Here is an 8,408-nt window from a genome sequence, read left to right on the forward strand (position 1 = left end):
CGGGCATTCAGCGACGCCGGTGACCGGGTCGTCGGCGTCTCGCTCGACGAGCACACCGACCCCGCGTTCACCGCCGAGCTGGTGGCCGACTGCGCCGACACCCAGCGGGCCCGGACCGTCGCGCCGTCCGCAAAGGCGACCGTCGCGCCGCCCTCGTCGGGGGTCAGGCCGGTCATCTCGTACGGCCGGAGGACCCGGCCGCCGAGCGCGGTGAGCCGTGCGGTGAGCACCGCTTCGGTCTCCGACTGGGGGACCATCAGCGCGTACGGGTAGCGGGACGGCAGCGTGCCGAAGGGGACGCTGAGCAGCACCCGGTCCCGGTCCCGCACGGTGAAGCGCGGCGCGGGCAGCCCGCGGGCCACCAGCGGCGCGGCGGCCCCGATCCGGTCCAGCTCTTCCAGGGTGTATGCGTGCACGACGGCGGCGCGGGAGGTGACCGGAGGTTGGGCCAGCCGGTCGACCACGGTCACGTCGACGCCGCGTCCGGCCAGGGTCGCGGCCACGGTCAGGCCGGTCGGTCCGGCCCCGACCACGAGGACGTCGGTGCGTTCGGGCAGCATGGCCCACCTCCATTGCCAACAAGTGTTTGCCAACACTTGTTGGCAACGTTAGACGTGGGCCGGTGTCGATGTCAACGTTTGTTGGCATACAGTCGTGGACATGACCGACGCCGCGCCTCGCGCCCGCCGCTCCGACGCCACCCGCGCCGCGATCCTCCGCGCGGCCCGCGAACGGTTCGCCGCCGACGGCTACGACCGGGCCACCATCCGGGCCATCGCCGCCGACGCCAACATCGACCCGTCCATGGTCATGCGCTACTACGGCAACAAGGAGGGGCTCTTCGCCGCGGCGGCCGAGTTCGACCTGCGCCTGCCCGAGCTGGCCGGCGTGCCCACCGGGCGGCTCGGCGAGGTGCTGGTCCGGCACTTCCTGGACCGGTGGGAGGGCGACGAGACCCTCGCCGCCCTGCTCCGGGCGGCCAGCACCAACCCGGGCGCGGCCGAACGGATGCGGGCCATCTTCGCCGACCAGCTCGGCGCGGCCGTGGCCCGGTTCGGCACCGACCCGGCAACCACCGCCCGCCGCGCCGGCCTGGTGGCCAGCCAGATCCTCGGACTCGCGTTCACCCGCTACATCGTCGGCCTGCCGCCGATGGTGGACGCGGAACCGGCCGAGCTGGTCGCCTGGGTCGCCCCGACCCTCCAGCGCTACCTGACCGGCCCGGTCCCGGGTACCCCCTGACCCAGCAGCCGGTCCGGCGCGAACGGCGACGCCGTGGCCACCCGGGGTGACCACGGCCGTCGGCGGCGCGGAACGGATCAGCCGGTGATGCCGCCCGGCTGGTCGCCCTTCACGACAGGCGCCCGGACCAGGTTGCCCCACTCGGTCCACGAGCCGTCGTAGTTGCGGACCTGCGGGTAACCCAGCAGGTGGCGCAGCACGAACCAGGTGTGGCTGGACCGCTCCCCGATCCGGCAGTACGCCACCACGTCGTCCGACGGGCTCAGCCCGAGCTGGTCGGCGTAGATCGCCCGCAGCTCGTCGGCCGACTTGAAGGTGCCGTCGTCGTTCGCGGCGGACTTCCACGGCTTGCTCACCGCCCCCGGGATGTGCCCGCCGCGCAGCGCGCCCTCCTGCGGGTAGTCCGGCATGTGCAGCATCTCGCCGGTGTACTCACCGGGCGAGCGCACGTCGACCAGCGGACGACCGGCGGCGACGTGCGCCATCACCTGCTCGCGGAATGCCCGCAGCGGCGCGTCGTTCCGCACCGGCACCGGGTACTCGGCGCGCGGGCGGGTCACCTTCTCCCGGGTCAGCTCCCGCCCCTCGGCGATCCATTTCTGCCGGCCGCCGTCGAGCAGCCGCACGTCCGGGTGGCCGAAGAGGGAGAAGACCCAGAGGGCGTACGCGGCCCACCAGTTGAAGTTGTCGCCGTAGAAGACCACCGTGTCGTTCTGGCCGATGCCCTTGGCGGCGCAGAGCTCGGCGAAGCTCTTCGCGTCCAGGTAGTCCCGGGTCACCTGGTCGTTCAGCTCGGTATGCCAGTCGACCTTGACGGCGCCCGGGAGGTGACCGGTGTCGTAGAGCAGCACGTCCTCGTCGGACTCCACCACGACGAGTCCCTCGTCGCCCAGGTGTTCGGCCAGCCACTCCGTCGTGACCAGGCGCTGCGGGTCGGCGTACGACTGGAGGCGGGGATTCGGATCGCTCGGCACAGGCATGAGCCCCAAGGTACGCCCGATCCTTGGGCGGCGGCCGGTGATCGGAAATCGGGGGCAGCGGATGTGACCGGCCGCACCTGGCGGTCGCGGGACCCGCCGACCACAGAGGATGACCGCACGGCGGCAGACCGGGCCGCCCCGACCGGCGGTCAGGCGCGGCGGTGCACCAGCCGGCCCGCCACCACCGTAGCGATGCACGTCCCGTCGTCGGCGAAGGCGGCCAGGTCCGCCCGGCCGGTCGGGATCAGCGCCGGCGGCCGGGGTGAGTCCAGCACCGCGACCCCGTTGCGGACGGCCGCGGCGCGCAGCTCCGGGTCGGTCAGCTGCGCGGCGAGCACCGCGCCGACCCCGAGCCGGAACAGCGCGTGCACCCGTTCTCGCGGGGTGGGAGCGGGCGGCAGCGGCCCGTCGTGCACCAGCGCGGGCCCGAGGATGCCGTCCCATCGCCGCACCCGCACCTGCGGGTACGCGGCCACCAACTCGTCCAGCGGGCCAACCGCCTCGATCCGGTTGCCGACGATCAGCACCGCCCCGCCCGGCGTCGGCTCGTCGTCGAGCGTGTGCCGCAGCAGCGGGGCGGCGTGGATGGTCCGCACCTCAGTCGGTGAGCGGGCCGAGGACGGGGCGCTTCGGGGTGACGGTGTCGCCGGAGGAGCGGCCGGTCAACCGGCGCTTGATCCAGGGCGCCAGGTGCTGGCCGGCCCACCGCAGGTCGGCGGCGCGCGCGGCCAGCCACGGGGTCGGCGCCGGGTGCGGCGGCACCATCAGCCAGTCCTCGTCGCAGCCGACGCCGAGTGCGGTCAGCACCTGCCCGGCGACCCGCCGGTGCCCGGCCGCCGACAGGTGCAGCCGGTCGGTGCTCCACAGCATCGGGTTGAGGTAGGTGTCGTCGGCGTACAGGTCGACCAGGATCGCGCCGTGCCGCTCCGCGACCTCACCCACCACCCGGTTGAGCAGGGTCACCCGGGGCGCCACGAGGCGCTGGCCGGGCAGCCGGGCCATCACGTCGGCGAACCGGAAGAGGATCACGTCCGCCCCGCCGGAGCGCAGCTCGCCCACCACGTCGTCGAAGCGGGCGACGAACGAGTCCGGGTCGAAGGTCCGGCGCAGCACGTCGTTGCCGCCGGCCGCGAAGCTGATCAGGTCGGGCTTCATGGCCAGAGCGGCCGGCACCTGTTCGGCCACGACGCTCGGGAAGAGGCGGCCCCGGATCGCCAGGTTGGCGTACCCGAAGTCCGGGCCGGCCTCGGCGGCGAGCCGGGTGGCCACCAGGTCCGCCCAACCGCGGTAGGTGCCGTCCGGATACGCGTCGTCCATGCCCTCGGTGAAGCTGTCGCCCACCGCCACGAAACTGCGCCAGCGCACCTGTTGTGCCCTCCGGTTCCCGGGTTCCCATCGGTGTCGTCCAGTCTGGCACCGGAGGTGGCCGGCGGGCGCCCGCCGCGGACGGACGTGGCGTGGCCCACGCCGCCGGCGGTGACGCGGGGCAGAAAATCGGGCGCTCGGGCGGAAATAATGACGCCTCGATCCCAATCGGGGGCGGTCCCGAGTGGACGGCGGCCCCGATCCGTCGGACCCGAGCGAGGACGCCAGCCATGACCGAGGGACCGCCCTCCGTTCCCCCACCGGGACACCCCGGACCGTACGGCCCACCGCCCGCCCACCCGGCGCCGGCCGCCCGTACGGCGCACCCGTGCCGTACGGGCCGCCGCCCTACCCGCCACCGGGGGCGTACGCTCCGCCGCCCGCACCGGGCCGGCGGTCCCGGCGCGGCCTCTGGATCGGGCTCGGCGCGGCGGTGCTGGCCCTGTTCCTGTGCGCGGCGGTCTCGCTCGTCGGGCTGAAGTCGTACCTCGACGAGCGGAACGACGCCTCGGCCGCCGCGCTCGACGACAGGTACAACCCGATCAGGCAGGAGAAGATCGAGGCGCTGCTGGCGGCGCACACCAAGGCCCTCGCGGAACGGAACGAGAAGACGTTCGTCGCGCCGTTCGATCCGACGACGAAGGGCCTGGTCGCGGAGCAGACCAGCCTGTACCGGAACCTGAGCGTGCTGCCGCTGGCCGACGTCCGCTTCGAGTACCTCACCAAGGGCGACTTCCGGCCGGTGGGCGGCGGGCACGAGGTCGACGTGACGGTGGCGTTCGTGCACCGCTTCGACGGCTTCGACCTCGGCCCCGTCGAGGAGTGGTACCGATGGACGATCGTCCAGACCGACAAGGACGCCCCGCTGAAGGTCACCCACGCGGGTGGCGTCCCGGCGGAGCGCAAGCGGGACGCGATCACCCACTACCCGGCCCCGTGGGACAAGTGGCGGAGCATCCACGTCGAGCGGACGCCGCACACGCTGCTGATCGTCGACTCGTCGTTGCGGGCGGAGGCGCAGCGGTACGCCCCGATCGCCGAGCAGGCCGCGGTGGCCGACCTGGCCGCCTGGCAGGCCGGCGGGGTGGGCGCCCCGGCGCCGTCGGGTTTCGTCATCTCCCTGGTAAAGGGTCGCGCCGAGCTGGGTTCCCTCTACCGGACCACGAAGGAGACGCCCACCGAGTCCGGGGTCGCGATCCCGGTGCCGCCGGAGGGTGTGCTCAACAGCGACGAGAAGGGCCCCGTGGTCGGGGCGACCCGGGTGGTGGTCGACGTCCGCGACGCGTACCACTTCACCAGGGGCACCCGGGAGCGGCAGCTGAACCTCTTCCGGCACGAGATCGGCCACGCCCTGGTCGGCAACCTCACCGCCCGCGCCCCGGGCTCGCATCTGCTCGCCGAGCGGGAGACGTGGCTGGTCGAGGGGTTCGCGGAGTACCTGGGCAACGGCCGGAAGCCCTGGCTGACCAGCGAGCGTACGGCGGACTCCCGGGCGGTGATCCGGGAGATCGGCCTGCCGTACTCGCTGCCGGGCAGGCTGACCTGGGACCAGGAGGGCCGGGTCGGCTACCACTACTGGCTGGGCCACTCGGCCATCGGCTACCTCGTCGAGCGGTACGGGGAGCAGAAGATGTTCCAGCTCGTGGCCGAGCACTACCGCAGCAGGAAGATCGGAGAGGTGACGCGGGACGTCCTCGGGGTGTCGTACGAGGAGTTCGAGAAGGGGTGGCTCGCCTACCTCAAGGCCAAGGTGCGCTGAGCGCGGGCAGGCGGTGGGGACACCTCCGGTGGCCCCACCGCCGCTCTGCGCCGTGGTGGATCGCTCAGGCCGCGTACGCCAGCAGCGTCAGGCCGCTCACGTCGGCCGGCTCCTCGACCGTGCCGAGCGACTTGAAGGTGCTGTCCAGGACGGTGATGCCGGTCGCCCGGCGGACGATCACCTTGCCGTCGGCGGTGAACATGATGCTGCGGATGTCGCCCCCGCCGGGCAGGTCGACCACCTTGCTGGTGGTGGTGTCGACCACCGCGAAGCTGCCGTCGTTACGGGACGGGTCGGTGTTCATCCAGCCGACCGCGACGTACCGGCCGTCCATCGACACGCTCCGGACCCGCCACCCGTCGTGGTGCGCGGCCTCGGCCTTCGGCGGGGTGTAGCGGTAGAAGTTCGGCCCGCTCTCGGTGGCGGCGTACGGCCTGCCCTCGGACACCGCGGCCCACCGGCGCCCGTTGGCGGACCACCACTTGAGGGTCTCGTTGCCCGCGTCGCCGTCGGCCGGCTTGTTGTCCGGCACGTCGATGAGCACCGGGTGGCCGTTCTGCTGGACCATCAGCAGGTCGTTGGTGTTCCAGACCAGCGGGTTGCTGCCGAGACAGTCGGCCTTCCCGGAGAAGGGCACCTTCCGCCCGACGGTCCGCTTCTGTGATCCGTCGACCCTCGACGTCACCAGGGTGCCGGCACTCTGGGAGACGCCGCCCTCCACCCAGGCCAGTCGCTCGCCGTACGGCGAGATGGTGATCGTGTTGCGGACGCAGTCGCCGGAGCCGAGCGGAATCCGGGCGGTCACCCGGTCGGCGTCACCCCGGACGGCGTGGATCACCGCCTCCCGGTCGGTCATCCCCAGGTAGTAGCGGGTGCCGGTGAGCGCGGCGGTCGAGGCGTCAGAGTTGCTGACCGGAGCCGCGGTGGTGATAGCGGACGGCGCGGCGGAGGCGGAGGCGGAGGCGGCCGGAGCGTTCCTGCCCTCGCCGCAGGCGCTCGGAGCCATCATCGCGAGCGCGGCGGCCGAGAGGGCCACGGCCCGGCGGAGGCTACGGAGAGGAGCGGTGCGGGCGGCGGGGGCGGAGACGAAAACGTTCACGGTTCCAGTCCTCGGATTCGGTGGTGCGACGGTGTGACACATTCCCAGACGTCGGCTTCTCGATGGCGGGTTGCCGCCTCGGAGAAAGAGTTTCGGCAGATGGCCGCGACCTGATCCAGCCACGGCACAGGCCCCCAGCACCAGCGTGCTGAGGGCCTGTGGGGATCGTGGTCAACGACTCAGGGCGCGTACGCCAGCAGCCACATGTTCCGGACGGGGACGGTTTCGGCGACCGGGCCGAGCGACGTGAAGTTGGTGTCCAGGACGGTGATGCCGTTCGCCCGCTTCACGATCACCTTGTTGTCGACGGTGAACATGATGCTGCGGATCTCACCCTGGACCGGCAGGTCCACGACCTTGCTGGTGGTGGTGTCGACCACCGCGAAGCTGTCGTCGTGGCGGGACGGATCGGTGCCTACCCAACCGACCGAGACGTACCGGCCATCCAACGACACGCTGCGCACCTGCCAGCCGTCCCAGTGGGCGGCCTCGTCCTTCGGCGGCGTGTAGGTGTACTGCCGCGACTGCGTCTCGTCCGTCACGTACGGCTTGCCCTCCGACACCGCGGCCAGCCACCGGCCGTCGGCGGACCAGCAACGGTCGGTCTCCTGCCCTGGGTCACCGTTGACCCGCTTGTTGGCCGCCACGTCGAACAGCACCGACTGCCCGCTCTTCCGGCCCACCATCAGCAGGTCGCTACCCTTCCAGACCAGCGGCCGGGGGCCGAGGCAGTTGACGTCTTCCAGCAGCCTCGTCGCCCCCCGCTCTCCGATCGTGCCGGCCAGGAGCACGCCACTGGTGCCACCGTCGGTGCTGTCCTGCACCCAGGCCACCCGCTTGCCGTCCGGCGAGACGGTGAAGGTGTTGGCCTCGCAGCCGTAGGTAGCGAACGGGAGCTGGTGGACCACCTGGTCCGAGCTGCCCCGGACGGCGTGGATCCGGGCCTTGGTGGACGTGGTCTCCAGGTAGTACCGGGTGCCGGCGAGGACGGACGGCGGCTTCGCCGGCGAGTTGGTCGCCTCGGCGCTCGCCGAAGGCTCCGGGATCGGGGTGACCTCGACCGGAGGCGGGCTGACGCTGGTCGACGGGCCGGCGGGCTGCGGCGCGGGCCCCTGCCCGTTCGGCCGGATCGCCAGGGCGGTCCCGGTGGCGGCGGCGATCATCACCAGCGCGGCGGCCGAGGTGGCCACGGCCCGCTGGATGCCGAGCCGGCGGGAGGTACGCAGGGCCCGGTCCCGCAGGTCGACCGGGGTGACCTCGTCGGCCAGCCCGGCCAGGTCGAGCCGGAAACGGTCGTGGTTCATCGGGCGCTTCCTTCCAGGACGTACAGCTCGGCGAGTTCCGGGGCGACGGTGCGCAGCTTGGCCAGCGCCTTCGAGGTCTGGCTCTTGACGGTAGTCAAGCGTTGGAAGAAGCCACCGCAGCAGCTGCCGAGATTCGGCACCTTTAAGAGGTCGCGCGGAATGGCTGGTGGTCATCGGCGGCGGGTCGGGCGGGTGTCCCACCGGTAGAGGGTCCATGCGGCGGCGGATGAGGCTGCGGACGGTGATGATCGCGTCGGCGAGGTCGAAGAACGCGTTGATGACGTTCTCGGTTCGTTCGTAGCAGCGTTGTAGCCGGTTGAACGCGTTGTGCCAGCTGTTCGTCAATGCCACCGTTGACCTGCCTGGATGGGCGCCTTGTCGCCCTTGTGGGCGATCTTGTCGGTCAGGCCGCGTTCGGCCAGCAGCGTGCGGGTGACCACCGAGTCGTATCCGGCGTCGAGGTGCACCGTGATGGTCTCGGGGAGTGGGCCCAGGTCATCGAGCCGGTCGAGGGTGGGAGCCAGCAGCGGTGAGTCGTGTCGGTTCGCGCCGGCCAGGACCCAATGCCGCGTAGCCTAAGTTGATCATGGTGTTGGGTGGGTATCCGGGGGTCTGCGGCGTGGCGGGATGACGCCGATGGTCCTGACCGTTTTGATCAC

At 72.1% G+C, this 8,408-nt stretch carries 8 protein-coding genes and 2 pseudogenes; 2 read left to right on the plus strand and 8 right to left on the minus strand.

What is annotated here, in order from left to right; genetic code table 11:
- Positions 1-560: NAD(P)/FAD-dependent oxidoreductase (locus JNW87_RS30705; RefSeq protein WP_238454865.1), on the minus strand; the 560-nt coding region annotated here is incomplete at its 3' end.
- Between the two features lie 100 nt (positions 561-660).
- On the opposite strand from JNW87_RS30705, the gene JNW87_RS30710 reads away from it, so the two are divergent.
- Positions 661-1,242 (plus strand): TetR family transcriptional regulator, encoded by a 582-nt coding sequence (locus JNW87_RS30710; protein ID WP_201749597.1) that lies wholly within the window; start codon positions 661-663, stop codon positions 1,240-1,242.
- 77 nt (positions 1,243-1,319) lie between these two features.
- On the opposite strand, the gene JNW87_RS30715 is transcribed toward JNW87_RS30710, so the two are convergent.
- The 3 genes from JNW87_RS30715 to JNW87_RS30725 all read right to left on the minus strand — a co-directional run bounded on the left by JNW87_RS30715 (position 1,320) and on the right by JNW87_RS30725 (position 3,587).
- Complete coding sequence (locus JNW87_RS30715) at positions 1,320-2,222, minus strand: sulfurtransferase (RefSeq protein WP_109801613.1); 903 nt, start codon at positions 2,220-2,222, stop codon at positions 1,320-1,322.
- A gap of 149 nt (positions 2,223-2,371) precedes the next feature.
- Complete coding sequence (locus JNW87_RS30720; protein WP_109801612.1) at positions 2,372-2,818, minus strand: hypothetical protein; 447 nt, start codon at positions 2,816-2,818, stop codon at positions 2,372-2,374.
- A 1-nt stretch (position 2,819) separates the two neighbouring features.
- The gene (locus JNW87_RS30725; protein WP_109801611.1) at positions 2,820-3,587 is read right to left on the minus strand and encodes an SGNH/GDSL hydrolase family protein; all 768 of its coding nucleotides are present in this window, start codon (positions 3,585-3,587) and stop codon (positions 2,820-2,822) included.
- A gap of 328 nt (positions 3,588-3,915) precedes the next feature.
- Between JNW87_RS30725 and JNW87_RS30730 the strand changes: the two genes are divergently transcribed.
- Entirely contained in the window at positions 3,916-5,346 is a 1,431-nt protein-coding gene (locus JNW87_RS30730) for a hypothetical protein (RefSeq protein ID WP_109801610.1), read from the plus strand.
- 64 nt (positions 5,347-5,410) lie between these two features.
- Here the strand turns inward: JNW87_RS30730 and JNW87_RS30735 are convergent, their stop codons facing one another.
- The 4 genes and pseudogenes from JNW87_RS30735 to JNW87_RS30745 form a co-directional block, all read right to left on the minus strand.
- Complete coding sequence (locus JNW87_RS30735; RefSeq protein WP_201749596.1) at positions 5,411-6,445, minus strand: hypothetical protein; 1,035 nt, start codon at positions 6,443-6,445, stop codon at positions 5,411-5,413.
- Between the two features lie 179 nt (positions 6,446-6,624).
- Entirely contained in the window at positions 6,625-7,749 is a 1,125-nt protein-coding gene (locus JNW87_RS30740; RefSeq protein ID WP_238454866.1) for a hypothetical protein, read from the minus strand.
- Positions 7,746-7,841 (minus strand): annotated as a pseudogene (locus JNW87_RS40945) (SigE family RNA polymerase sigma factor); the annotation flags it as partial. The pseudogene JNW87_RS40945 and the gene JNW87_RS30740, both read right to left, overlap by 4 nt.
- A 78-nt stretch (positions 7,842-7,919) precedes the next feature.
- A pseudogene (locus JNW87_RS30745) lies at positions 7,920-8,309 on the minus strand (IS5/IS1182 family transposase); the annotation flags it as partial.
- Between the last annotated feature and the right edge of the window lie 99 nt (positions 8,310-8,408).

The sequence above is a fragment of the Micromonospora sp. ATA51 genome (assembly GCF_016802855.1).
Classification (GTDB): Bacteria; Actinomycetota; Actinomycetes; order Mycobacteriales; family Micromonosporaceae; genus Micromonospora; species Micromonospora sicca.

Coding starts and splice junctions, on each gene's coding strand:
- JNW87_RS30715 (WP_109801613.1), bottom strand. CDS start 2,222: ATGCCTGTGCCGAGCGATCCGAATCCCCGCCTCCAGTCGTACGCCGAC.
- JNW87_RS30710 (WP_201749597.1), top strand. CDS start 661: ATGACCGACGCCGCGCCTCGCGCCCGCCGCTCCGACGCCACCCGCGCC.
- JNW87_RS30740 (WP_238454866.1), bottom strand. CDS start 7,749: ATGAACCACGACCGTTTCCGGCTCGACCTGGCCGGGCTGGCCGACGAG.